The sequence below is a fragment of the Lysinibacillus sp. NPDC056220 genome (genome assembly GCF_049315265.1).
Lineage (GTDB): Bacteria > Bacillota > Bacilli > Bacillales_A > Planococcaceae > Lysinibacillus > Lysinibacillus pinottii.
Window position 1 is genome coordinate 84,779 of sequence record NZ_JBMOXD010000009.1, and the last position, 24,331, is coordinate 109,109.

Here is a 24,331-nt window from a genome sequence, read left to right on the forward strand (position 1 = left end):
TGTCATCCATTAACTTTGTTATACTTGCCTATAGAAAGGTAGGGATTTTCAAGATGAGTATTACAATTCGACAAGCGCAACCACAAGATGCCCATGCCGTTGTGCCTTTAATTATTGATGCGATTGGTGATATTGCTAATCGTTTAACTGGCGAGCAATCGACAGAAGCTGTTCATCAAGAACTGACAACTCTTTTTCAGCGAGATGACAATCGACATTCTTATTTAAATACCTATGTCGCTACGGAAGATGGGCAAATATTAGGAATTCTCGTTTATTATTACGGCTCACATGCCATTGCTATGGACGCTAACCTAGTGAAATGGTTAGAGGCTAAAAATGCTCCATCCATCATCGTCGATCAAGAAGCCCACGAAGATGAAGCTTATATCGATACGGTTTGTGTAACACCAGAAGCACGAGGTAAAGGCATTGGCACATTACTTTTACAATATGCTGAAGAGCTGACAAAGCAGCGTGGCTATACAAAGTTATCCTTAAATGTAGAAATTCAAAAAGAAGATGCTCGTCGTCTTTATGAACGTTTAGGCTTTGTTATAACTGAGCCATGGTCCATTATCGATGAACCATTTCATCATATGGTGAAACAGTTTTAGGAAGTGAAGATTGTATTGAAGAAAACAAATTTAATTTATCCTCTTTTGATTGTCATTGCCTCTAGTAGCTACGGAATTTTGTCGACTATTGTCAAAGTAGCGATGCAGCATGGCTTTACATCTGCTGAGGCTGTATCGAGCCAATATATTATTGGCTTTATACTCGTTTTAGTTATGTTTATGTTGACAGATAGAAAACTACCTAAGCCATCTAAAAAAGGCATATTTATATTATTATTCGCTGGTATTTTTACCGGGACCACAGGTATAGTGTACGGAGAATCTCTCAAATATTTACCCGCTTCTCTTGCGGTAGTAATGCTGTTCCAATTTACATGGATTGGTTTGTTAATTGATTGTGCTCTACATAAAAGATTACCAAGTCGACCTGAAGTAATTTCTATCATCATCTTATTTGTAGGAACGATTTTAGCTGCCGGGGTTTTAAATGTTGATTTAAGTGGAATCCCTCTCCAAGGGTGGTTATTCGGCTTTGCTGCTGCCGTTACCTTTGCCTGCTTCATTCAATTCAACTCTCGACCAGTAGAAGGTGTTACAACCACATCAAGGGTATTAATTGTTTCCTTTGTAGCCCTTATGATGATTAGTATTTTCTTAAGTCCAGAAGTGATTTGGAACGGCAAATTGTTTATGGAAGGCTTATGGAAGTTCGGATTAGCCCTCGGTTTATTCGGTATCATTTTACCTATATACTTATTCTCCATTGCCATTCCGAAAATTGGTGGTGCACTCGCGTCCATCTTAAGCGCGATCGAATTACCTGTTGCGGTTACCGTTTCCGTTATTGTCCTACATGAACCTTTAACTGCAATGCAAATTATGGGGATTGTTCTAGTAATAGTTGGTATGTTATTGCCGACAATTATTGCACAAAGGCGACAAAATGATAGCTTATTGGATGTACAAACTTAAACAGCTAGACAACTCCTTAAAAATGGAAGTATTCCTTTTTAAGGAGTTTTTTTGAATGTTACTGAAATCCCGTTGCTAATGGATTGGCACTTCGTTATGATAAAGGAAAAAGTAATTTTTTAAAAATTCTAACATTAAAGTTACCTCTTCGTATTATACTGCACTATGTAAGTACCTTACTTTAAGAAAGGGGAAGTGGATGAAAAAAACACATATTCTTAGTTTTTTCCTTGTGTTTATATTGTTTGTTTTAGCCGCATGTAGCGGGAATGATGACCAAAAAACTACAAATGATGCTGCCAATAACGATAAAACGACAGATGGCGACAAAACAGAAGTAGCGGCAACAACGCCATCCGGTAAGCTTGTTATTTACACAGGGCGTGACGAAGAAATGGTGCAAAATGTAATCGACCAGTTTAATAAAAAATATCCAGACATTGAAGTAGAGTTTCTAACAATGGGAGCCCAGCAAATTTTAGAGCGTTTACGTGGCGAAAAGGCTAATCCTCAAGCTGACTTTTGGTGGGGTGGCACACAATCAGCCCTTATCGTTGGGGCAAATGAAGACTTATTACATGCCTGGCAGCCTAGCTTTATCGACTCTATTGATGCTACACATAAAGATGTAGAAGGCCGCTGGTTTGGAGAGATGCTGCTACCAGAGGTCATTATGATCAATAGTGATTTATTGACAAAGGAAGATGGACCACAGGATTGGGATGACCTCCTGGATTCTAAATGGAAGGATCAAATTTTAATTCGGGGCGTGCTAGCTTCAGGTACAATGCGCACCATATATTCTTCAATGATTGTACGACAAGATGCCCACTCACCTGATAAAGGCTATGAATGGCTATTAAAATTAGATGCTAATACGAAGGAATATACGCAAGATCCTAATGCTCTGTACTTAAAGCTAACACGACAAGAAGGCAGTGTCTCCTTGTGGAATCTACAAGATATTTTATTAAAAAAATACACAACTGATTATCCCTTTGATTATATTTATCCAAAAAGCGGAGCACCTATTTTGGTAGATGGTGTTGCAGTTGTCAACCATGCGAAAAATCTAGAGAATGCCAAACTATTTGTCGAATTTTTATTTGAAAAAGAGATGGTGACACAATTAGCAAATGATTATTATCAAATTCCTACACGATCTGATATCGATAAGGCCTCCATGCCTGAGTGGTATCAAGAATTAGATTTAAAAACATTCGATATAGACTGGCAGCAAATGTCTGACAAAGAGACTGAATGGATGGAATACTGGGATAACAATATTAAAGGCCGTGGTAAATAAGTATTCGGGTGAAAATCCAGCTTTTTTAGTGGATTTTCATCTACAATCTCATCCCCTATATAGCTATGAATCCTTTGTTAGAGAGGAGCTTTTTATTGAAAAGAGTCACAATCGAAAATGTCTCAAAGCAATTTGGTCAGTTGTATGGTGTGAAAGATGTAGATCTCGAAATAAAAGCTGGTGAATTCTTCACTTTTCTCGGCCCTAGCGGCTGTGGCAAGACCACTACATTAAGAATGATTGCTGGTTTTTATTATCCTACTAAAGGTAAGATTCTATTTGATGAACAAGATGTCACTCGGCTTCAGCCCAATAAACGCAATATCGGTATGGTATTTCAAAACTATGCCCTTTTCCCCCATATGACTGTTGATGAAAACATCGCATTTGGTTTACAGGTTCGTAAATTTTCTAAAGCAGAGATCCAGCACAAGGTTGATCGAATTAGAGGACAAGTAAAACTGTCAAATTACGGAAACAGAAAAATAAATGAGCTTTCTGGTGGGCAACAGCAGCGGGTAGCTTTGGCTCGAGCACTAGTCATTGAGCCAGATATTTTATTACTTGATGAACCATTATCCAATCTAGATGCAAAATTACGTGAGGAAACACGTATTGAAATCAAACGCATTCAATCTGAGCTTGGTGTCACGACGATTTATGTTACCCATGATCAAATGGAGGCCATGGCGATGTCTGACCGAATCATGGTCATGGAAAACGGCTATATCAAGCAAATTGGGACTCCTCAGGAAATATATCACCGACCTGTAGATCGCTTTGTAGCTAACTTTATTGGCGAAACCAATTTAATTGAAGGCACAATAGAAGCAATGGAAGACGAAGAACTACAAGTGAAAACAGCAAATGGACATATTTTTACTGGGCGAAAGCAACAGAGCTCTCCAGCATTAACGCATATGATTGGAGACAAAGTATTTATTTCAATTCGTCCAGAATCTATTCATTTAGGGACTGGGGATAATACATTAACAGGAAAAATAACCTTTGTTGAATTCACAGGCATTAGCGTCAATTATATTGTAGATTGTAACGCCTTTTCCCTTAAAGTAATGCTTATTAATTCTTATGACCAAATAAAAAAGATTGGCGAGGATATTACCATTACTATTTCACATGACTCGCTGTATTTTTTAGGGGAATAGGAGGAAGCCGATATGAAAAAGCAAACTCCCAATGCTTCTCAAGAAAGTATACGGACACGAATTTTTCATTCCAATTGGTTTATCTATGTATTAATATCGCCATTATTTTTAGTGTTGTTCGCCTATGTCGTCTATCCCTTCTATCAAACATTTACTCAAAGCTTTGCTGGGGATGAACGGTTCCTTCACTATAAAAAATTTTTCAATTTAGCAAGCCCAGCAAATTTAGAGGCTTTGTGGACCAGTATTTATATTTCTATTATTAGCGTCCTATGCTGCGCTATCGTTGGGGTAACTATGGCTTTTTTACTTGAACGCTATAACTTCCCTGGGAGACGAATACTTGCCATTTTAGTATTGGTCCCTATGGCACTCCCCCCCCTAGTCGGTGTGCTATCCTTTTCCTTTTTATACGGAGATAGTGGTATTTTCCCTCGAATCTTTCAGCATTTATTCGGCTTAGATCATGTACCTTTTTCATTGAAAGGCATTTGGGGAGTCATCGTTGTTCATACTTTCACCATGTATACTTATTTTTATTTAACCGCATCAGCTGCCATCAAGGGGCTAGACCCTGCTCTTGAGGAAGCTGCAACTAGTTTAGGTGCAGGGCGTATTCGCGTGTGGACAAAGGTTATTTTACCCATGCTGACCCCTTCCATTGTTGCCTCCTCCTTATTAGTGTTTATGATATCCATGGCCTCTTACACAGCACCCTTAATGTTTGGTGTGGAACGAACTATGACCATGCAAATCTACTTATCGCGCACTAATGGCAATCTTGAGATGGCCGCAACTCAGTCGATGATACTGTCATTTGTCTCTATTACATTTTTAATTATAATGCGTTGGTATCAAAATCGCAGAAATTATCAAAATCTCAGTAAAGGGATCAGTGTCCACCGCTCGGAGGTATCCTCCAAGAAAATAAAAATAGCGGCAACTATTGCCTCCTTTATCGGCACTTTGATTTTGATTTTACCAATATTAGTGCTGATATTAATATCCTTTTCTGTTGATGGGGCATGGAAGACTCAAATACTCCCTACAGACTATACAATGGATCATTACATGGCCCTTTTTACCGATGAGCGTACATGGCGACCTATTTGGAATTCTATACAGATGGGTATCGTCGCAACATTTGGCAATATTATCTTTGGTGTTGCCGCCGCTTATGCGATGGTCCGTTTAAATTTTAAAGGAAAGACATTGCTCGATATGTTAATAATGGTACCTTGGGCTTTACCAGGGACAGTTGTGGCAGTCAATTTAATCGCCGCCTTTAGCACGGAAAACATCTTTGCCTTTAATCAAGTATTAATCGGTACATTTTGGATTTTGCCATTAGCCTATTTCATCCGACATTTGCCACTTGTTTTTCGGTCAACATCTGCCTCTCTTGTACAACTGGATCCGTCAATTGAAGAGGCATCACGGGGATTAGGAGCCAATTGGTGGTATACATTTAGACGTATCGTCGTACCATTAACATTCACCGGAATATTAGCGGGGACACTATTAGCCCTAGTACAAAGCTTTGGTGAATTTGTTGCATCCATCCTTATATACAGTACATCTACTATTCCATTGTCTGTTGCTATATTTCAAAAATTGTATGCATTTAAGTTTGGGACCGCCTGTGCCTATGGTGTTTTACAAATTTGCTTAATTTTAGTTGTCCTTATTATTTCTGAAAAACTATCAAAAGGCAGTGCTGGTACAGCTATTTAACTGCTAATCTATTAGGAGGCCATGATAATGTTTGAAGATTTTCGCAACAAAACGCAGCAGGAAGATGGGATGATTTTCCCTTCTAACATCTATCGGAAAATTGTGTTACAGCCAGCTTATGAAGAGGCAAAGAAAAATTTTCTAACTATTATGCTGCAAATCAATATAGCTCATTTAAAAATGTTAGAGGAACAAGGACTTGTTAAAAAAGAGGAAGCGAAACAGATTGGGGCAGCACTAAAGAAAATAGATTTAAATTATTATCGTTTAGAAGATTATAGCCCCCAATACGAAGATTTATTTTTCCGCATTGAAAATAAATTAATAGAGCTTGCTGGTGATGTTGCTGGAAATCTTCATATTGGACGAAGTCGTAATGATATGGGCATCGCCATTTATCGTATGACACTCAGACAAAAATTGCTGCTATTAATGCGAGAGTTACTAACATTGCGAGATGATTTAATCGCTGCAGCTGAAGAGCATGTAGATACTATTATGATTGGCTACACACATACGCAGCAGGCTCAGCCTACAACCTTTGCCCATTATTTAAAGGCTGTCATCGACCAGCTTGAACGAGATTTTGAGCGCATGCAGCACGTCTATAAAACTGTTAACCGTAGCAGTATGGGGGCTGCAGCCTTAACTACAACAGGGTTTAATATAAACCGAGAACGAATGCGCGATTTGTTGGCATTCGACGATATTATCGAAAATGCGTGGGATGCAGTGGCAGGGGCTGACTATATTGCTGAAGCAGCAAGTATTGTACAGCTTGCGGCACTCAACCTTGGTCGTACCTCACAAGATTTTTTATTATGGGCTACCCAGGAGTTCAATGCCTTCACACTCGCAAGTCCATATGTTCAAATAAGCTCTATTATGCCCCAAAAGCGTAACCCTGTTTCAATTGAGCATACCCGTTCATTACTATCGGCTGTTGTTGGAGATGCAAGCACTGTGTTACAGATGGTACATAATACACCGTTTGGAGATATTGTAGATACTGAGGATGATATGCAACCCTATTTATGGCGTGCCATCGACCGCTTAGTTGGGATTTATAAATTATTTGGCTCACTTGTTGTCACAATGGATGTGAACAAAAAAAAATTAAGAAATCGTGCAGAGAATAGCTTTGCTAATGTTACCGAGCTGGCTGATACATTAGTACGTTCAGAGGATATTTCCTTCCGCCAAGCACATAGCATTGTTAGTAAGTGTATTAAAGTATTACTTGCACATAGTGAGGAATCACTAGCAAGCCTTACATGGGGACTCGTTAATACTCAATCTAAATTAATTACAGGAAAAGAATTAAATATTTCAGAAGAGGACTTTTATAAAACCTTACAACCAGAATCTTTTGTTGGTGTTCGTACACTACCAGGTGGTCCAGCTCCAGCCACAATGAAAGCGGCACTTGAACAGGCAAAAATGAATACGAAAAATCTTTATGAATGGATTCAATTAAAGGAAAACTCCATTATTGAAGCGGAGAAAGAATTAACAGTCTTTCTTGAGGAATGGAGCCAATGATGAAATGGCTTCTAGTTATTGATGGCGGTGCGACAAAAACGGCATGTGCAGTCGTTCACGCAGAAACTGGTATTATGGAATATTCAGCTTCAACAAAGGGCTCCAATTATCAAGCCATTGGTATGGAAGCAGCTACAGCAATATTACAAGAGCTTTTAGCAAAGGTAGATACTTTTTTACAAAAACATGCCGGCTCTCAAATTGCTGTAGCTACCTTTGCCTTAGCTGGTATTGATTCACCAAAAGACAAGGAAATGGTTACAGCCATTATTCAAAATGCCCTATCAGCCACACAGCTTTCTATTGCTAATCTTATTATTGAAAATGACGCTGAAGCCACACTACTTGGGGTGACCGCTGGACAGGCAGGTGCATTACTTATTGCTGGAACAGGAGCTATTGCTTACGCCTATGATGGACAGCAAATGGTTCGTGCTGGTGGATGGGGACACCGAGCTGGGGATGAAGGTAGCGGTTTTTGGCTAGGGCAAGAGGTGGTAAGAGCCATCTTTAAAATGGAGGATGGTCGAGGTGAGACAACCATTTTAAAGGAGGCTGTCTTTCATTCTTTAGGTATACAAAATGTAACCGAGCTGGCTGAATGGTTATTTCATCCATCCTATACAAATGCACAGTTAGCCAAAATGGGATCATTTGTTGCTCAAGCCGTTGAACAACAGGATGCTTGTGCCATTCATATATCCCGACAGGCAGCTCAAGAATTAGCTTTTTTAGCAAAAGCCGTCTTAAAAAAAGTAGGCTATCAGAATGGACTGTTTCCTCTATATTGTAATGGAGGTGCCATCAAGCATAATCCACTTATTTTAAAAACATTTACAGATATTTTAGCATTAACCTATCCGCAGGTTTCCATTTCTCTTTGTGAGCAGCCACCAATTGCTTATTTAATTGAACGAACAAAAAGGGCCTCTGACTGTTTATAAGTCCTGCCCTTTTTTATGTCCCCATTTATAGGGCCATTTTCTTTAACTCATTCGTTGTGAAATAAAGATAGCCATCTTTCACAAATAAATCCTTTGTCTCTTCGCGGTTTAGGGGCTGTTCCCCGCTACCATCTGGACGAATCTTTGTTAAATAAGCGCCTCGGGAATAATTACTATAATAGAGCCATCCATCTGCATAAACGACGTATTGTACACGTGAATTTGTTACTCGTTTCGTCTTACCTGTCTTCATATCAAGCACATATAGCTTATTGTCATCAGAGATGTTGCTAAAATATAATTGATCGTCAACCTGTGCTGGGAAGTCTATATCATGATAGTAGCTATAAAGTGTGCTCGTTGCTTTTGGATAATCTTCAGCAATCCATGAGTGATCTTTTGCCATTGTGCGGTCATCCACTAAAAAGTATTGGTAACGAATCGCACCCTTACGATCTGGGACTGGATCATTCCAGGTCGTATCGAGGTGATACCATTGACCACCTAACTTCACTAAATTCCACGCATGTCCTTCTTGACCTACATATCCTACAATATATTTAGTCTCAATCCCAAGCTTTTGTAACATGGAGTGAGCAAGTAATGCATAGCCCTGACAAACCCCTCCCTGCTCTGCAAGAACAGTATAGGCACTATGGGGACTAGAATTCGTTTGATCGGTATAGGCCGTATTCGCCACAATGTAGTCATTAACAGCTCGTACCTTTTCTACGTCTGACATAGATTTATTACTGATTTTGGCGATGATCTCTTGGACATTCATCTCGACGTAGGCAGCTTGTTCTGGCGTCATTAAATAGCTTTGCTCCCCAAATATTGTTGCCTGGTTTCTTCCATATTCAAAACGAATTGAATGTTTACTAATATGGCCATACACATAATCATCTCGTTCGATTGCATTGTTATAGGCCTCTTCTACAATTTGTTCAATTCGTTGTGTATTCCCTTTATATTGAATTTCAAATTTCGGTGAGAAACTACTATAATACGCATACATTGCATCAGTCATTTCCTTAACGTTTGTCACAACTAACTTCGTCTCTGGCTTCTGAATTGCTTGAGCAGTAGGTGCTACCTCCATATCATGCATGTCTTCTATAGGTATGGCCGTTTCTATTGAGGCATTGTCTGAAAGTCTAGCAGTAACATCAACGATTTTGTCCTTTGTTGAAAGAAGCATTGTTTCTATTTCATCATTATTTGTCCAGTCCGCCACCTGCCGGACAACTGCTTTACCAGCCGTATAAATGGGGTCAATGAAAATAATGATTATCACAATAATAGCTAATTTCTTCCACAAACTCCTCACCTCCAACCTTCTTCTTTCATTATATACAAAAACAAGCACAAAGAACCCGTTCAAAGTCCTTTTATGCCTGTTAATAATTGTTATTGATTTAATTTAAGTTTATGCTCTTTAGCATTCATGTTATAGATTAAATAATTGTCACTAATCTTTAGATTCGTTACTGGCTGTTTAACCAATACTTCAGCCTTTAATGTTTTCAGATTTAGCTTTGTTAAATAACCGCTGTTACTATAATCACTGTAATATAGATTTTGGCCCATTCCAGTAATATACAACGCTCGTTTATCCAACACTTTTGTTTTTTTACCAGTTGCCATTTCTAGCTTATATAATTTATCGTGATCAGCCGTATTACTAAAATAGACGACATTATTTAATGGATACGCAAAATGAACATTTTGCATAAAGTTATATTTAGTGCTTAAGGCAGCAGGATAATCTGTCTGAATCCAAGAATGATCCTTCTTAAGCACTTCATCCGTCACTAAAAAGTAATCATATGATGCAGCACCAATGCGATTTGGTAGTGGATCATTCCATGTTGTATCCAAATGATACCATTTACCATCTACTTTTACCAAGTTCCAAGCATGGGCTTCATTTCCATTTACAAATCCCACCACATATTTTGTTTCAATTCCACTCTGTGATAACATTGCCTGTGCAGCTAAGGCATAACCTTGGCAAACAGCTTGTCCTTCAAATAGCAATGCATAGGCACTATGGGGGCTTGCTTTTGTTTTAGTCCCATAACTAGTATTCGATACAATATAATCATTAATGGCTTTTACTTTATCAAATTCAGTCATAGACGGTTTTATAATATTTTTCAGTACTTGACCAATCTTTTTTTGTACAGCTGCTTCTTGTGTTTGATTTGTCAGATACTTTATTTTATAGGATACGTTCCCTACAGAATCTGCCGAAATTTTAATGCTTTCCATATGTCCACTTGCATATACAGTCTGCTTTTTAGCTTGATCTAAGGCTTCCATAATCTCTTTTTTGAAATCGCTCATCGGCCCAGTATATGTAATATTTATATCTGTCTCAAAACTATTAATTTTCTTTATTAGTTCTTTTGTAAACTGCTCCCAGGTTGTTACTGTTGAATTTGCTATAACAGGATTTATTACGGAAGTAGTTTCCCTTTGCTGTGCATAAGCAGCATTAGGGCTTAACATGAGTAAAGTAGCGCCACATAATAACCATTTCTTCATAACACTATCACCTTCCCTTTACGCTATCGTTATTATTAGCATAACAAAGAAAGTGACTACTAGGCTATGAGACAAGTTCCCCAACTAAGACCTTCAACTATAAAAATAAGATTAACCTTATAATAATAATTACCTAAAAATAGAATATAGGCGTCGATTATAACTATTAAATTGTAAAAAAATAAAACTCACTACATTCCAGTGAGTTTTACGATGATTAACGACTTTTCACTACTAAGTTAACCGCTTCCTGAATGGCCTCGTTCATCTTTTCGCCATCTCCTTCAGCATTTTGCACACATTCCAATAAATTTGTACTAACAATCACACCAACTGTTCGGTCTACAGCTGAGCGAACGGCTGATAGTTGCGTAATTACTGCCTTACAGTCTTTTTCCTCCTCCATCATCTTTAAAATACCACGTAGCTGACCTTCCATCCGTTTTACACGATTTTTAACTTGATCTGAATATTCCATAAATATGCTCCTTCTTTCTATACTCGCTACGTTCTATTGAGTAATTGTTATACTTTATCCTAGCTCTTTATTTTAATTTTAAACGCTAATTATTATTGTTTCTTGGTCGTAAATAATTCATAAGCATCCTCGTTATAATGGACCTTGCATTAGTTACTTCATCATACTGAATAATGGAATTCTTTTTTATTCGTAACTGCCCAATCTCTACCTCGAAAATAGGGCATTTTCTTTTAAGTGCAGCAATTAGCATATTTGTATCATAATCATAGCGTTCACCTTTCACCTTCATTAGCCACGGCAATTCATTCATCGAAATATAACGTAAACCGGTTTGAGTATCCATTAATTTCCTGTGATATAGCAGTTCAAAAAAGAGGCTTGTTGCACGATTTCCCCAATATGAAAGAAAGGTACTATCAACTGAATGGAAGTTTCGTACGCCTAGCACAATACCCTCTGAAAAGACCTTCGTCATCGTTAAAACAAGCTTCACATCTTGTAATGTATGCTGACCATGTGCCCCTACTGTGAGTACCCCATGAAATATTCTCTTTTGCTCTCGAATATATGTAAAGGCTGTTTTTAGTGCACCACCTTTTCCAATATTGTCTCGATGCTGAAGGACTTGGCATCCTTCTATATTGTTTAGATCTTCAAAAATCTCTTTATATTTCTGATCACTTCCATCATTGACAATAATAATTTGTGTAATGGTCGTTGCTAGTAATTGATGTACATAGGTAATGAGTGATTGTTGCGGATTATATGCTGGAATAATAGCTGCAATATTTTTCATTTCTATCCTCCACCTATAGGCTGTCAGGCTCTTCATATTTATGAATTTCCCTTATATCAAATAGTATCATGTAACAGCAACAATTCAACTGATGAATCCCATGAAAACATATCAATAATATCGATATTTCTCCGATATATGAAAAAAGAGAGTACCACGAAAGAGGGTGAGCACTATCGTCATACACTACGGAATTCTTGAAGAACAATGTCACAAGTTAAGACAGTTGTCGGACGCGGCATTAGCTAAAAATTTACAGGAAGCTAGTTTTTTCGCCATTTCAAACCCTCAAGTTTCTTTACAGAAATCTCTTCTAGTAGTAGAGGAAATTTTATATGAGGTTTATCAATTGGAAATGCATACTACGCCCAAACTAAAAAATGTTCGCATGCTGTTAAATAATCGGAGTTTTACAGCTCATATTCATCCTCGACGGATTTCCCTATTAATGAATCTCGTATATAAAATGACGAGCCATACTAGTAATGAACTTGTGGAGGCAAAGGCGGCTAAAATTGTTCTCGATTATACAAGTGATATTGTTGAATGGTTTATAAAGCGCTATGATCGTAGCTTTAATTCGAATGTCGCAGAAGAGAAAGATTTGATGTTGGATAACACCCTATATCAGCGAGACCACTCACCAGATGCTTATAAGCATGCGGCTGAATGGTTTGAAATTGCGGCACAAAATGGAGATGCAAGTGCCCAATATAATTTAGGGGCTCTTTACAACCAAGGTCGAGGGGTTAAAAAAGATTATGCGCTTGCGAAAATGTGGTATGAACGAGCCGCAGCTCAAAACGATCCCAATGCACACTATAGTCTCGGCGTACTCTTTCATCTAGGACAAGGTATAGAACAAAATTATACAGAAGCCGCCCATCACTACCAAATAGCTGCAGATTTAGGGAATGCAGATGCTCAGTACAATCTTGGTGTTCTTTATAATCAAGGGCTAGGCATGTCGCAAAATTTCCTCGAGGCAGCCAAATGGTACACCTTAGCCGCAGATCAAGGAAATACCAGTGCACAAAACAATTTAGGATTTCTTTATCATAATGGTACAGGTGTAGAACAAAGTTATGTGGAGGCCAGCACTTATTTTGAAATGGCTGCCTTAGCTGGAGATGCAAGTGCTCAATATAATCTGGGCTATATGCATCTGAAAGGTCGTGGCATTCCTCAAAACTTTACAGAGGCAGCCAAATGGTTTCATATGGCCGCTTTACAAGACCATATGAATGCAGAATTTCAAATTGCCATGCTCTACAACACTGGCCAAGGAATACCTATGGATCACCTTGAGGCTTTAAAATGGTTTAAGCTAGCAGCACATAAAGGACACTTACATGCACAATTTTACCTTGGTCTTCTCTATGAAAAAGAACAGGATATGGTGTTAGCTGAGAAATGGCTACTCTTAGCTGCTGAAAAAGGACATATTAGCGCTGGCTTCGAGCTTGGGCGTCTATATGTTTATCAACTTCATCAACCAGATAAAGCTCTACCCTATCTGAAGGCTGCGGCTGAAAAGGGCTATGTGGATGCTCAATATGAGCTAGGACTTTTATTAACTGCAGGAGATGGTGTTCCGGTTAACTATCCAGAGGCAGTACAATGGTGGAGAGCGGCAACTGACCAGTCGCATATTCAGGCTGAATATCAATTAGGCCTAGTATATGAGCAAGGATTAGGGGTTTCTATAGATCTTGAAGAGGCACGCAGATGCTATCGCTTAGCTGCTATTCAGGGGCATGCTGGTGCCCAATATCAGCTTGGTAATTTATTTGATAAAGGCAAGGGTGTTACACAGGATTACACAGAAGCTGCCAAATGGATTGAGCAAGCTGCGGCACAAGAGCATATAAAGGCACAGTACCAATTAGCACAAATGCACATTCATGGGCAAGGCGTCCCAAAGGACTTTGCTAAAGCTGCCCAACTCTATAGATTAGCTGCTAATCAGGGGCACCAAAAGGCACAATTCCAACTCGGTCTGCTCTATAAAAAAGGACAAGGTGTTGCCCAAGATTATCAAGAAGCTACAAAATGGCTGAAAAAATCGCTGCAAGATATCCAATAAACATAAAAAACCTACCGCGTCACGACTAGCTTATGTAACACGGTAGGTTTTTTTAATTTTTTAAATCCTCTTGTTGTTTAATCATAAATGTTACTACAATGAACAAAGCAAAGCTAATCAATAATGTAGTTCCACCTACAATAAAGAACACTAAAGTAAATGTGCTGCCAAAATGAAATGGATTGATATTGTAAAACCACATCCCTAATGTTAAGCCAAAAACGCCAAGAATAGCTGTCCAACCATGTATATTCACTAATTTTTGTGATTTGACTTTAAAAGCTCGATAAAAAATACCCCACGCAAACATACTCAGCCAACCAACAAGTAAAATATGGGCATGTATCGGTCTATATTCGTAGCTACCTGAACCAGACATATGTGAGCCTAAATAGGTCCCGATTAAAGCAAAAATGGCTGCCAATCGAATAAGGCGTATGCTCCACTTCTGTTCCATAAGAAAACTCCCCCTTAGTTTGTTTCAACTAAGTAGCAGTTTATCGGGAGAACATGAACTTTACATGAACTCCTTATGACAAAATGGGGAGATCTATATAAACCTTTGTCCCCGCATTGACTGTGCTTTCTATATGCACAGTACCTCCATGTAGCTCTACGATTTGTTTAACTATCGCTAACCCCAATCCAGTCCCTTGCTTCGTTCTAGAAGTGTCTGCTCGATAAAAACGGTCATAGACTTTTGCTAATTGAGCTGCAGTCATACCTATTCCATTATCCTCAACAAGGATTTCAAGCGAAGCAGGTTTTTGCTGTAAATATAGATGTATTTGACCTCCCTGGATATTGTACTTAATCGCATTTGTCAGCAAGTTGTCCCAGACATTTTGTAGAAGCCCTGCATCCCCATTAAAAATAACCTGCTCCAGTTTGTATGTGATTTGGAGCTGAGCCTCTTCCATTTGCCAGCGATATTTTCGTACGCTTTCCTTTAACTGTTCATCTAATCGGTAGCGCTCACGTTTGACAATTCGTGTCGATTGGTCAAGCGATGTTAATAACAATAATTGCTTCGTTAAAGTTGATAAGCGTTTAGTTTCTAATTCGATAATGGCTGCATACTCCTGTCGTTCCCTCTCCTTCAGTAAAGGATTTTTTAGTAAGTCAACATATCCTTGAATATTTAATAAAGGGGATTGAAAATCATGCGATACATTACTTATAAACTCCTTACGCACGCGATCATTTTCCTGTAATTTTTCTGTCATTATATTAAAACTAGTAGCCAATTGGCCTAATTCATCATTACGATCAATGTCTAAAACGGTATCAAACTTTTCATGTGCAAGCTGTCGAGTCGCCGCTGTTAGCTTTGTAATGGGACGAATTAATGCCTTCGCAAATAGCAGCATAGCCAGTAAACTCAGTACTATCATCGCAAGCATTAATCCACCAAGCAATGTATGCACCTCCGAAAACAATAAGCGAATATCTGGTCTTATGAACAATGCATAGGACTTATTTTCATACGTAAATGGCACACCGATTGTATTAACCAACTCATTAGCAAAAAAGCCTGTCATAAAAGTTTCTTTTGGGAAATCTCGCATACCATGGTAGACTTCACCGTTTAGAACATGCTCTACAACCGATTCTGATAATGTCTTATCACGATATTCTCCACCAAAGAAGTTTCCTTGTTCTCCAGTTGTTACATATATTTGATAACCAATTTCGCCAAGTGTCATGAAATAACTATTTAAGTCCTCTGGCTTCGCAGTCTCAATATATTGCGCAATCCCCTGTGCGATAATAACGTTTTTTGTATCATTTTTTTCTTTTACAACTTGATGATAATAGGTATTCGTCGCTAAAAAACCAATACACAAGCTCCCAATCATCACTAGCAATGTTGTCATTACAAATTTACTGTATAAAGTTTTCATGACGTTGCCTCTAGCTTATAGCCAACGCCTCGTACCGTGATGATTTCCACAGCCGTATCAAAACGATTTAATCTCTCTCGAACCCGCTTCACATGCGTATTCAATGTTTGTTCGTCTCCATCATAATCATAGCCCCATACTTGCTCCATGATATAGCTCCTTGTAAATACTTGATTAGGTCGTGATGCCAATAAGGCCAGTAATTCAAATTCCTTTAAAGGTAGGATAAGAGTCTCTTCTCCAATAATAACCTCGAAGCTACGACGATCAATGACTAATTGGCCAACTTGGATGGTGATTTGATTTTTCTTATCCATTCTACGTAATATAGCTGCTATACGAAACAATAATTCCTTTGGCTCAAAGGGCTTCACAACATAATCATCTGAGCCAGCTAAAAAACCTCGCTCTTTATCTTCAAGCTCACCCTTTGCTGTTAATAATAAAACAGGGATATCGTAATCTTGTGTTAACGTTTCGGTTAGTGTGAATCCATCCATTCCTGGCATCATCACATCTACAACTGCTAAATCGGGTAAATTCCCGTTAAGTAATGCTAGTGCTTGCTGGGCATTTTCTGCACGTAATACTTGATAGCCTTCTCTTGTTAAATAAATATTTACTAGCTGTAAAATATGTACATCGTCATCGACAACAAGAATTCTCATCTACTTACCTCCAGTCAATATGAAAAAAACCCGCTCACTTGGAACGAATTTTTTATCATAGATCCCTATTATTTTATAACGAAAATATACAAATCAACAGTAATAAGAGAAAGGGTAATCCAATGACAATATATCCTCTTGGATTGGCAAGGTTCATCGTCCAACCTACCCCAAATCGTTTCTCTACAAAAACTGAAGGATCTTGTCGATTCATATAAATTAAACCGCCCTTCCAATAACGATCTTCATCCACATCCATGACCTGTGAATCACTATTTTTTTCGTACCGAACTCTATATTTGCGCTTTTTCACCACATAAATTAAGAGTGAACCAAGCACAACAGCTAAAAATAAAATAAATAGCGGTAGTAGCTTATAGCCTACAGTCATAGCAGGATAGATATTACTAAGTTGCAACACCGTTAATAACACTGTTATAGCATAGCTTACCAATAAAATTTGCCAACTTATATATTTTCGAGTCTTTAGCTGATCCTCCAGCGATTCCTCCTTGCGATTTACCGCAATTTTGATGGCAGAACGTTTTATTGAATCAATAATGCCCCACATCATGAATTGTATCATTAGCATAATAAGGGGCAAAGAAATGGCTGTTAAATACGTCTTGTTTCTCCACGCATCTGCTTCTCCACTTGGTCCCCAATGTACGGCTATATTAGCTGGCATTTTATCGTAATGAAGGATTGTATAAATAATTAAAAATCCTGATATCACTAAAGGCACAGCAAAGAATGACCAAGGAAGCATCTCATCACGGCTTCTTGCTGTGAGATCGACTGCACGCACTTGTTTAATATTAACGCCCCACTGCTCCTGCCTTTTTAGGACTGATATCTTTTGATGATATACCCAGTATAGCCCCATACTCACTGTAAGCATGCTCCATAAACACCCGAGTAAAAATATACCTCGAACGGATTCAGAGGTAAATAAGTTGTAGCTAATAATCATAACGATTAAAAACACAATACCTGTGCCTCCGACTATTTGAGCATAACGTTTTTTCAAATTAGCTAGAGCAGGGTGCTTAATGTTTTGATCGGGCACAGTGACACCGAAAACAATGGTATCACGTACGATAAAAGGAACGATCATTTGTAAAACTAATGTCATGATGTATATAGATATAAAAACACCAAGTAGCATTTGCTACACTCCCTCTGCTGGAATATGCAAGTCTGCGAACACCTTTTTCATCATGTGCTCAATTTGTTCTACTGTTGCGCCGAGCACCATACCTTCTGCCACAACAGGCTTTAAATTCTTTTCAATTTGTCGTAGCTGCTCAGGCGTCAAAGCCCTCTCCTCCGTTGAACGTATAATGGCCCCCGATTTCGCTCGTATAACTATTATTCCTTTAGCCTCTAATTCATGATAGCTTTTATTAACAGTATGCATATTAACACCTAAGTCAGCAGCTAAACTCCGAACAGATGGTAAGGTCTCCCCTTGCTTCATATCACCTCTTGCTATCCCTTCAATGATTTGACGTGTCACTTGTTCATAGATGGGAACTTCCGATTGCGTCTCTATTTGAATAAACATGTTTATCAGCTCCATATTTGTTATATGCTTAGTATAACAAATATTTATTAAATGTACATGAAGTACAAATTATTTATAGTGAGCGCTTAATCGTCTCGATAAAATTTTGCACCAGTAAATTTTGCTTTTCATTCTTCCTCGTACAAATGGAAATTTTATGTTTAACCGGATGTATATCTTTAATAATAACTCTTGCCAATTGACCACTCTCCACATATTCCCTAACTGCAAGAGAGGAAATAAAGTTCGCACCATATCCTGCTATAACGGAACGTATTGTTTCATTAATCCCATTAAATTGTAATGCAATTTTAGGGGGCTCTACTTGGTACGTTTGACATAAGGAAAAAAGATGCTCCCTCATCGAACTCCCTTTCTCTCTCATAATAAATGGCTCCTGAAACATTTCAATTAATGTAATGGTTTGATGAGCATACCTATGATGGGGCGACACTACAAACCATAATTCATCTTCGTATATCTCCTCCCACCATATTTCTTTAGGCCTCTCAGAAATTCCTCCACCATATATGGCAATGTCAGCTTTATAGTGTATAAGCTGCTCGAAGGCATCCTTGGTATTCGTTGTTGTAATCATTAAATTTACATGTTCATTCATAGCCTTAAATGCAGCCGCCCATCTGGGAATTAAAAAATTAGCTGGTAGGTAAGTAGCTACTATATGTAAATCCCCCGCTTTTGCTAGGCGGTAATCTTCTACAAATGATTTTATATGCTGTTCGAGGGCCATAAAATGTTGAGCTTTCTCTGCTAGAGCTTTGCCAAACTCCGTAAGTACGACCCCTCGCCCCTGCTGCTTAAAAAGTTGTACACCTATTTCATGCTCAAATCGTTTAATTTGGCTCGAAACAGCAGGCTGGCTAATACATAATAATTCAGCCGCTTTTGTGAAACTACCAGTAGTAGCAACATGATAAAACAATTTTAAGCCATGAATATTCATCATTTAACCCCTTTCCATAACATTTAGTTATATATAAATAATTATAATATATTTTTTTTATGATTCACTTTATCATACACTCTATATGCAAGCTTGCACTTTTAAACGATATAGAAATGAGGGCTCAATGATGACAGAGTTGAATAGTTGGCATAATGTAGATAATTATTTTACCAATAAGCTACTACCAGAAAACAGCTGTCTTAATGCTGCACTACTAGCTAATAAAGCTGCCGGTATACCTGAAATTGATGTATCCCCCACTCAAGGGAGATTTTTGTATTTACTCACAAAATTGAAAGGAGCCGTTAATGTATTAGAGATTGGCACACTTGGTGGCTATAGCAGTATCTGCTTAGCACAAGCTCTCTCAAAAGAAGGGAAAGTGGTGACTTTAGAAATAAATGAAGACTATGCCTCTGTTGCTCGGCAAAATATTCGACATGCAGGCTTAGAGGAAAAGGTTGAAATTATCGTTGGTCATGCATTGGATACGTTGCCAGATTTGAAAAAAAGAGGGCAATTTTTTGATGTTATTTTTATTGATGCAGATAAGCCCAATAATCCTGAGTATTTGAAGTGGGCATTAAAGCTAGCGAATTCAGGTGCTATTATTATTGCAGACAATGTAGTGCGGAATGGAGCTGTCACAGATATAAATAGTGAGGATGAACGTGTTAGAGGCGTACAGCAATTTATAGATCTGCTAAAATTGGAGCCCCGTATTGAAGCAACAGCTATACAAACGGTTGGCGTCAAGGGCTATGATGGCTTTGTCCTAGCCATAGTCGACTGATATAAGCAAAATCCGCGTAGCTTGAAAAACAGTTACGCGGATTAATTAAAAAAGATGTCTTTTAAGCTCCCCATCTAAGCTTGTAAGACATCTTTTTCCTATAAATTACTTTTATAAGTAGACCCCTTTAATACAATAGTGCTCATCTCTTTAGTAACGGGGGAACAGACCCCGTCACATTTTATTAATAGGAAAGCTGAATGTGCTTTAGTAGATTTACATTTACGCTAATTTTTCATAGCCTGGAAGTGTCAAGAATTCCGCGAATTCATCTTGCGCAATTAAAGATTTAAACAGTTCAGCAGCTTCGTCAAAGCGACCGCAGTTATAGGCTTGTTCCCCAACAGCCTCTTTAATTTTCGTAAGCTCTTCTTCCAGAATTTCAAGGACAAACGCTAAAGTAATACCGCGTCCATCATCTAAAATACCTTTTGGATGTCGAATCCATTGCCACACTTGTGTACGAGAAATTTCTGCTGTTGCAGCATCCTCCATTAAATTGTTAATGGGTGCAGCACCATTACCACGAAGCCATGAAGCAATATATTGTACACCAACACTACAGTTAACACGAAGCCCTTCAAGGGTAATCGTGCCCTCTGGTACAGCTACTAAATCTTCCGCAGTAACGTGTACATCCTCTCGCTTTTTATGAATTTGGTTAGGTGTCGGCATAATGGCATCAAATTGCTCCATTGCTGTTGCCACCATACCTGGATGTGCTACCCAAGTACCATCATGACCTTCTGTTGCTTCACGTCGCTTATCTTCAGCAACCTTTGCAAATGCCACTGCATTCGCCTCATCATCATTTTTAACCGGAATTTGTGCAGCCATTCCACCCATTGCTGGTGCATTACGCTTATGACAAGTTTGAATACATAAAGATGTATAAGCCTTCATGAATGGAACGGTCATTGTAACTTGACCTCGGTCTGGTAAAATGACATCAGCTTGATTACGAAGGCGTTTAATGTAACTGAAAATATAGTCCCAACGTCCACAATTCAGGCCAGCCGAATGTTCACGTAGCTCATATAAAATCTCATCCATTTCAAATGCCGCTAATATAGTTTCGATTAATACAGTTGCTTTTATAGTACCTTGTGGAATGCCAATATAATCTTGCGCAAATACAAAGACATCGTTCCATAGTCGAGCTTCTAAATGGCTTTCAAGCTTCGGTAGATAGAAATAAGGTCCTGTTCCTTTTGCCAGTGCATTTTTAGCATTATGGAATAGATACAAACCAAAGTCGAAGAAACTTCCGGAAATCGGTTCACCTTGAACAAGTACGTGCTTTTCAAGCAGATGTAAGCCTCGAGGACGAACTAGTAACACGGCTGTTTCAGCATTTAGCTTATACGTTTTACCATTGGATGCTTGTGTAAATTCAATCGTCTTATTAATAGCATCACGCATATTAATTTGACCACCAATCATATTTTCCCATGTTGGAGAAGAAGCATCCTCAAAGCAAGCCATAAACATCTTTGCTCCAGAGTTTAAAGCATTAATAACCATTTTACGGTCAACCGGCCCTGTAATTTCAACACGCCGATCCTGCAAATCTTGTGGAAGAGGTGCAATTGACCAATCTCCTTCACGAATATGCTTTGTTTCAGGTAAGAAATCTAGTTTCTCTCCCGCATCTAGACGCTTTTGGCGTTTCTGCCGAGCATTCAATAACTCTTTACGGCGAGCATCAAATTTCTCGTGCAGGGCAAGAACAAACTCAAGAGCTTCAGGTGTTAAAATTTCATTTGTTTGCTCATTTTGTTCTCCAACAATTTTAAGCTTACCTGTCGTTGCTTGTTTCATTAGTTGTTTACCCACCTTTGCGATTTTAGTTTTGTCTTCCTCCGCTTTAGGAGGAGCGGAGGAGACGACTCTATGATTATGAATTTAGGAAGACACGCATTTTTTATACGAACTGTTCAGTTTCTGTCGATCCAGCCATTGCCGTTGTTGAAGATGTACCACCTGAAATAACTTGAGAAATTTCATCAAAGTATCCAGTACCTACCTCGCGTTGATGGCGTGTCGCTGTATAGCCTTTAGATTCGGAAGCAAACTCAGCTTGCTGTAGCTTAGAATATGCAGCCATACCATTATCTTTATAATCATGTGCCAACTCAAACATAGAGTGGTTTAATGCATGGAATCCTGCTAAAGTAACAAACTGGAATTTATAACCTAGCTTACCAAGCTCACGCTGATACTCTGCAATTTCCTCTTCTGAAAGATTTGCTTTCCAGTTAAATGAAGGTGAGCAGTTGTATGCAAGCATTTTACCTGGGAATTCCGCATGAATAGCTTCTGCAAATTCACGAGCTTCCTCAAGTGATGGTTTAGAAGTTTCACACCAAATTAAATCAGCGTATGGTGCGTAAGCTAAGCCACGAGCAATTGCTTGTTTGATGCCTGCCTTTGTACGGAAAAAACCTTCAGGAGTACGTTCACCAGTAATAAACTCTGCATCACGTGGGTCGATATCTGAAGTAACCATATCTGCAGCATCAGCATCTGTACGAGCGATTAGAATTGTATCAACACCCATAACGTCAGCTGCTAATCTCGCAGCTACTAAATTACGTACAGCGTTTTGTGTTGGAAGTAAAACTTTACCGCCTAGATGACCACATTTCTTCTCTGAAGCTAACTGATCTTCAAGGTGAACACCAGCTGCCCCTGCTTCCACCATGCCTTTAACAAGCTCAAATACATTAAGAGGTCCTCCGAAACCTGCCTCTGCATCTGCTACAATTGGAGCAAACCAGTCAAATTGATCGACACGTCCTTCAGCATGATCAATTTGATCTGCTCGTTGAAGTGCTTGATTTATTCGTTTAACTACTGCTGGTACAGAATTGGCTGGGTATAGTGATTGATCTGGATACATTTGACCCGAAAGGTTTGCATCCGCAGCTACTTGCCAGCCCGATAGATAGATAGCTTTGAGTCCAGCTTTAACTTGCTGTACTGCCTGATTACCTGTTAATGCACCCAGTGCATTAATAAACGGTTCCTCATGTAATGAATTCCATAGTCGAGTGGCACCTTTTCTTGCCAAAGTTTGTTCAATTACTACAGTACCTTGTAGTTTAACAACCTCTTCAGCCGAATATGTGCGTTCAATACCAGCCCAGCGAGGGTTTTCAGCCCATTGTTTTTCTAAAGCTTGGATTCTTTCTTGACGAGTTGACATATTGAAATTCCACCTTCCCCTTTGTGTACAATATACTCTGTTAAAAAACTTTTAAATAACTGTTCCATAACAGGTTTATTTGTTGTAAATTAATATATAACAGAGTATTTGAATTTTCATTATTTTTTGATAAAAGACCAAATTTCCATGATAAAGCTATTCTTTTCCGCGACGAAATTTGGATGATTATTTACAAACAAGGGGGAAATTCACAATGAGCAATGAGTTAAATTCTTGCACAAAAGATATTTTAGAACAATATATTACAATGTTAAGAGACTGGATTCCTACTGATTCATCCGTTGCAATTGCTGTCGATAATTCTTATACCTTTATTCATCCTAGGCATCATAGTGTCCATTTAGAGGTGGGTCAACAAGTGTTACCTGGAAGTATTGCTGATCAAGTCTTGCGCACACAGAAAAAAACAGAAACAATTTTAGATAATTTGTCATGCGATACACCCTTTTACGGTATCGGCTATCCGATACTCATTCAGGATGAACCAGCTGCTCTAGTAGTCATACTGCCATCTACTTTCACTACTAAAAAGACAGAAGCATTTGAGTTTATAACAGGAAAACAAGATGAAGAATGGAATCCTGTAGCCATTAATAAAGTATCTCATATTGAAAGTCTTCAAAAAAAGACATGGTTTTATGTAGAGCGCGAACAATTTAAAACAAACATCACCCTTAAAGAACTTCAAATAAGATTGCCATCATACTTTATTCGTATTCATAGATCCTATATCGTAAATATTTATTTTATAAAAAAAATGGCGCGTGATTTGACATCAAACTTTATTATTACATTAATGGATGGTAGTGAGTTACCAGTGAGTCAATCGTATATTAATAACCTGAGAAGTGCGCTTGAGTTTTAAATATATTAGCTGTCTTACTCAAGAGACAGCTTTAATTTTTTCTGTTGAAAACGAAAAAAGACCAGAGAAAAGATTCTCTGGTCTTTCTAGTGCCTAGCGACGTCCTACTCTCACAGGGGGAAGCCCCCAACTACCATCGGCGCTAAAGAGCTTAACTTCCGTGTTCGGTATGGGAACGGGTGT

Annotated in this window: 22 protein-coding genes and 1 rRNA gene; 10 read left to right on the forward strand and 13 right to left on the reverse strand. The window is 38.5% G+C overall.

All coding sequences use genetic code 11. The features are described from left to right. Positions 1-53 precede the first annotated feature (53 nt). The 7 genes from ACOZBY_RS19800 (at position 54) to ACOZBY_RS19830 (ending at position 8,242) form a co-directional block, all read left to right on the forward strand. On the forward strand, positions 54-617 hold the full coding sequence (locus ACOZBY_RS19800; protein WP_031418063.1) for a GNAT family N-acetyltransferase: 564 nt from the start codon (positions 54-56) through the stop codon (positions 615-617). A 15-nt stretch (positions 618-632) separates the two neighbouring features. Next, positions 633-1,550 (forward strand): EamA family transporter, encoded by a 918-nt coding sequence (locus tag ACOZBY_RS19805; protein WP_036166527.1) that lies wholly within the window; start codon positions 633-635, stop codon positions 1,548-1,550. A gap of 199 nt (positions 1,551-1,749) precedes the next feature. Further along, entirely contained in the window at positions 1,750-2,856 is a 1,107-nt protein-coding gene (locus ACOZBY_RS19810; protein ID WP_031418061.1) for an extracellular solute-binding protein, read from the forward strand. A 95-nt stretch (positions 2,857-2,951) separates the two neighbouring features. Beyond that, on the forward strand, positions 2,952-4,022 hold the full coding sequence (locus ACOZBY_RS19815; RefSeq protein WP_036160587.1) for an ABC transporter ATP-binding protein: 1,071 nt from the start codon (positions 2,952-2,954) through the stop codon (positions 4,020-4,022). 12 nt (positions 4,023-4,034) lie between these two features. Continuing rightward, on the forward strand, positions 4,035-5,756 hold the full coding sequence (locus ACOZBY_RS19820) for an ABC transporter permease (protein WP_031418059.1): 1,722 nt from the start codon (positions 4,035-4,037) through the stop codon (positions 5,754-5,756). Positions 5,757-5,783: 27 nt separating this feature from the next. Then, positions 5,784-7,298 carry an argininosuccinate lyase gene (argH, locus tag ACOZBY_RS19825; protein ID WP_012292418.1) on the forward strand — a complete coding sequence of 505 codons (1,515 nt, stop codon included), beginning with the start codon at positions 5,784-5,786 and terminating at the stop codon, positions 7,296-7,298. After that, the gene (locus ACOZBY_RS19830) at positions 7,295-8,242 is read left to right on the forward strand and encodes an N-acetylglucosamine kinase (RefSeq protein WP_036160585.1); all 948 of its coding nucleotides are present in this window, start codon (positions 7,295-7,297) and stop codon (positions 8,240-8,242) included. The genes argH and ACOZBY_RS19830 overlap by 4 nt, the downstream gene beginning before the upstream one ends. A gap of 25 nt (positions 8,243-8,267) precedes the next feature. Here the strand turns inward: ACOZBY_RS19830 and ACOZBY_RS19835 are convergent, their stop codons facing one another. The 4 genes from ACOZBY_RS19835 to ACOZBY_RS19850 all read right to left on the reverse strand — a co-directional run bounded on the left by ACOZBY_RS19835 (position 8,268) and on the right by ACOZBY_RS19850 (position 12,069). After that, positions 8,268-9,563 (reverse strand): transglutaminase domain-containing protein, encoded by a 1,296-nt coding sequence (locus tag ACOZBY_RS19835; RefSeq protein ID WP_031418055.1) that lies wholly within the window; start codon positions 9,561-9,563, stop codon positions 8,268-8,270. An 89-nt stretch (positions 9,564-9,652) separates the two neighbouring features. Next, positions 9,653-10,792: a transglutaminase domain-containing protein gene (locus tag ACOZBY_RS19840; protein WP_422762624.1), complete on the reverse strand. Its 1,140-nt coding sequence runs from the start codon at positions 10,790-10,792 to the stop codon at positions 9,653-9,655. Positions 10,793-11,009: 217 nt separating this feature from the next. Then, complete coding sequence (locus ACOZBY_RS19845; protein ID WP_004233098.1) at positions 11,010-11,270, reverse strand: metal-sensitive transcriptional regulator; 261 nt, start codon at positions 11,268-11,270, stop codon at positions 11,010-11,012. 85 nt (positions 11,271-11,355) lie between these two features. Further along, positions 11,356-12,069 carry a glycosyltransferase family 2 protein gene (locus tag ACOZBY_RS19850; RefSeq protein WP_036166515.1) on the reverse strand — a complete coding sequence of 238 codons (714 nt, stop codon included), beginning with the start codon at positions 12,067-12,069 and terminating at the stop codon, positions 11,356-11,358. Positions 12,070-12,235: 166 nt separating this feature from the next. Here ACOZBY_RS19850 and ACOZBY_RS19855 point away from each other — a divergent pair, with 166 nt between their 5' ends. Beyond that, positions 12,236-14,155 (forward strand): SEL1-like repeat protein, encoded by a 1,920-nt coding sequence (locus ACOZBY_RS19855; protein ID WP_422762625.1) that lies wholly within the window; start codon positions 12,236-12,238, stop codon positions 14,153-14,155. A gap of 52 nt (positions 14,156-14,207) precedes the next feature. Here ACOZBY_RS19855 and ACOZBY_RS19860 read toward each other — a convergent pair whose 3' ends face one another. The 6 genes from ACOZBY_RS19860 to ACOZBY_RS19885 form a co-directional block, all read right to left on the reverse strand. Further along, the gene (locus ACOZBY_RS19860) at positions 14,208-14,612 is read right to left on the reverse strand and encodes a hypothetical protein (RefSeq protein WP_012292412.1); all 405 of its coding nucleotides are present in this window, start codon (positions 14,610-14,612) and stop codon (positions 14,208-14,210) included. A gap of 73 nt (positions 14,613-14,685) precedes the next feature. Further along, positions 14,686-16,059: a HAMP domain-containing sensor histidine kinase gene (locus tag ACOZBY_RS19865; RefSeq protein WP_198695991.1), complete on the reverse strand. Its 1,374-nt coding sequence runs from the start codon at positions 16,057-16,059 to the stop codon at positions 14,686-14,688. Beyond that, positions 16,056-16,727 (reverse strand): response regulator transcription factor, encoded by a 672-nt coding sequence (locus tag ACOZBY_RS19870; protein ID WP_012292410.1) that lies wholly within the window; start codon positions 16,725-16,727, stop codon positions 16,056-16,058. The genes ACOZBY_RS19865 and ACOZBY_RS19870 overlap by 4 nt, the downstream gene beginning before the upstream one ends. A gap of 73 nt (positions 16,728-16,800) precedes the next feature. Further along, positions 16,801-17,895, reverse strand: a complete 1,095-nt coding sequence (locus ACOZBY_RS19875) for a DUF1648 domain-containing protein (RefSeq protein ID WP_031418049.1) — start codon at positions 17,893-17,895, stop codon at positions 16,801-16,803. Between the two features lie 3 nt (positions 17,896-17,898). Next, complete coding sequence (locus tag ACOZBY_RS19880; protein WP_012292408.1) at positions 17,899-18,294, reverse strand: GntR family transcriptional regulator; 396 nt, start codon at positions 18,292-18,294, stop codon at positions 17,899-17,901. Between the two features lie 73 nt (positions 18,295-18,367). Then, entirely contained in the window at positions 18,368-19,258 is an 891-nt protein-coding gene (locus ACOZBY_RS19885) for a LysR family transcriptional regulator (protein WP_422762627.1), read from the reverse strand. Between the two features lie 127 nt (positions 19,259-19,385). Between ACOZBY_RS19885 and ACOZBY_RS19890 the strand changes: the two genes are divergently transcribed. Next, on the forward strand, positions 19,386-20,054 hold the full coding sequence (locus tag ACOZBY_RS19890; protein ID WP_012292406.1) for an O-methyltransferase: 669 nt from the start codon (positions 19,386-19,388) through the stop codon (positions 20,052-20,054). A gap of 222 nt (positions 20,055-20,276) precedes the next feature. Here ACOZBY_RS19890 and aceB read toward each other — a convergent pair whose 3' ends face one another. Both aceB and aceA read right to left on the reverse strand, forming a co-directional pair. Then, on the reverse strand, positions 20,277-21,875 hold the full coding sequence (gene aceB / locus ACOZBY_RS19895) for a malate synthase A (RefSeq protein ID WP_031418044.1): 1,599 nt from the start codon (positions 21,873-21,875) through the stop codon (positions 20,277-20,279). Between the two features lie 103 nt (positions 21,876-21,978). Next, entirely contained in the window at positions 21,979-23,262 is a 1,284-nt protein-coding gene (gene aceA, locus ACOZBY_RS19900) for an isocitrate lyase (RefSeq protein WP_036217981.1), read from the reverse strand. 214 nt (positions 23,263-23,476) lie between these two features. Here aceA and ACOZBY_RS19905 point away from each other — a divergent pair, with 214 nt between their 5' ends. Then, complete coding sequence (locus ACOZBY_RS19905) at positions 23,477-24,148, forward strand: LytTR family DNA-binding domain-containing protein (protein WP_422762626.1); 672 nt, start codon at positions 23,477-23,479, stop codon at positions 24,146-24,148. 91 nt (positions 24,149-24,239) lie between these two features. On the opposite strand, the gene rrf is transcribed toward ACOZBY_RS19905, so the two are convergent. Continuing rightward, positions 24,240-24,331: ribosomal RNA gene (rrf, locus tag ACOZBY_RS19910) — 5S ribosomal RNA — on the reverse strand; the annotation flags it as partial.

Coding starts and splice junctions, on each gene's coding strand:
- ACOZBY_RS19880 (WP_012292408.1), bottom strand. CDS start 18,294: ATGTTTATTCAAATAGAGACGCAATCGGAAGTTCCCATCTATGAACAA.
- ACOZBY_RS19890 (WP_012292406.1), top strand. CDS start 19,386: ATGATGACAGAGTTGAATAGTTGGCATAATGTAGATAATTATTTTACC.
- ACOZBY_RS19850 (WP_036166515.1), bottom strand. CDS start 12,069: ATGAAAAATATTGCAGCTATTATTCCAGCATATAATCCGCAACAATCA.
- ACOZBY_RS19870 (WP_012292410.1), bottom strand. CDS start 16,727: ATGAGAATTCTTGTTGTCGATGACGATGTACATATTTTACAGCTAGTA.
- argH (WP_012292418.1), top strand. CDS start 5,784: ATGTTTGAAGATTTTCGCAACAAAACGCAGCAGGAAGATGGGATGATT.
- ACOZBY_RS19810 (WP_031418061.1), top strand. CDS start 1,750: ATGAAAAAAACACATATTCTTAGTTTTTTCCTTGTGTTTATATTGTTT.
- ACOZBY_RS19885 (WP_422762627.1), bottom strand. CDS start 19,258: ATGAATATTCATGGCTTAAAATTGTTTTATCATGTTGCTACTACTGGT.
- ACOZBY_RS19875 (WP_031418049.1), bottom strand. CDS start 17,895: ATGCTACTTGGTGTTTTTATATCTATATACATCATGACATTAGTTTTA.
- aceB (WP_031418044.1), bottom strand. CDS start 21,875: ATGAAACAAGCAACGACAGGTAAGCTTAAAATTGTTGGAGAACAAAAT.
- ACOZBY_RS19820 (WP_031418059.1), top strand. CDS start 4,035: ATGAAAAAGCAAACTCCCAATGCTTCTCAAGAAAGTATACGGACACGA.
- aceA (WP_036217981.1), bottom strand. CDS start 23,262: ATGTCAACTCGTCAAGAAAGAATCCAAGCTTTAGAAAAACAATGGGCT.
- ACOZBY_RS19800 (WP_031418063.1), top strand. CDS start 54: ATGAGTATTACAATTCGACAAGCGCAACCACAAGATGCCCATGCCGTT.
- ACOZBY_RS19830 (WP_036160585.1), top strand. CDS start 7,295: ATGATGAAATGGCTTCTAGTTATTGATGGCGGTGCGACAAAAACGGCA.
- ACOZBY_RS19865 (WP_198695991.1), bottom strand. CDS start 16,059: ATGAAAACTTTATACAGTAAATTTGTAATGACAACATTGCTAGTGATG.
- ACOZBY_RS19905 (WP_422762626.1), top strand. CDS start 23,477: ATGAGCAATGAGTTAAATTCTTGCACAAAAGATATTTTAGAACAATAT.
- ACOZBY_RS19840 (WP_422762624.1), bottom strand. CDS start 10,792: ATGAAGAAATGGTTATTATGTGGCGCTACTTTACTCATGTTAAGCCCT.
- ACOZBY_RS19845 (WP_004233098.1), bottom strand. CDS start 11,270: ATGGAATATTCAGATCAAGTTAAAAATCGTGTAAAACGGATGGAAGGT.
- ACOZBY_RS19860 (WP_012292412.1), bottom strand. CDS start 14,612: ATGGAACAGAAGTGGAGCATACGCCTTATTCGATTGGCAGCCATTTTT.